A 429-nucleotide genomic window follows, 5' to 3' on the forward strand; every position below is an offset into this window, starting at 1 on the left:
GAGAAGAAAACAGGCAGTTTGAAAAAGAGTATGCAGCGTATTGCGGCGCCAAACATTGTATTGGTGTGGCCAATGGGCTGGATGCGTTGAGGCTGATCTTAAAAGCTTATATCGAAATGGGTGTGATGCAGGAAGGCGATGAGATCATCGTTCCGGCCAATACGTATATTGCTTCCATCCTCGCCATTACAGATAACCGGCTGGTGCCGGTGCTGGTGGAACCGGATATTGCCACTTACAATATTGATCCCTTTTTAATAGAAGCGAAGATAACTTCCCGTACCAGGGCCATCGTGACGGTTCACCTGTACGGGCAGATCGCCATGCACCCGGAAATAGAAAGACTGGTTGCAAAATACCAGTTGAAACTCATTGAAGACAGTGCACAAAGCCAGGGAGCGGAATATAGCACTGCAGATGGAACAATAA

General features: G+C 47.6%; 1 protein-coding gene. It reads left to right on the plus strand.

Annotated elements, in window-relative coordinates:
- A partial coding sequence (locus I6F37_RS41035; protein WP_225154524.1) for a DegT/DnrJ/EryC1/StrS aminotransferase family protein occupies nucleotides 1–429 on the plus strand: 429 nt, incomplete at both ends.

Source organism: Bradyrhizobium sp. NBAIM08 (genome assembly GCF_020193935.1).
In the GTDB taxonomy this organism is placed as follows: domain Bacteria; phylum Pseudomonadota; class Alphaproteobacteria; order Rhizobiales; family Xanthobacteraceae; genus Bradyrhizobium; species Bradyrhizobium yuanmingense.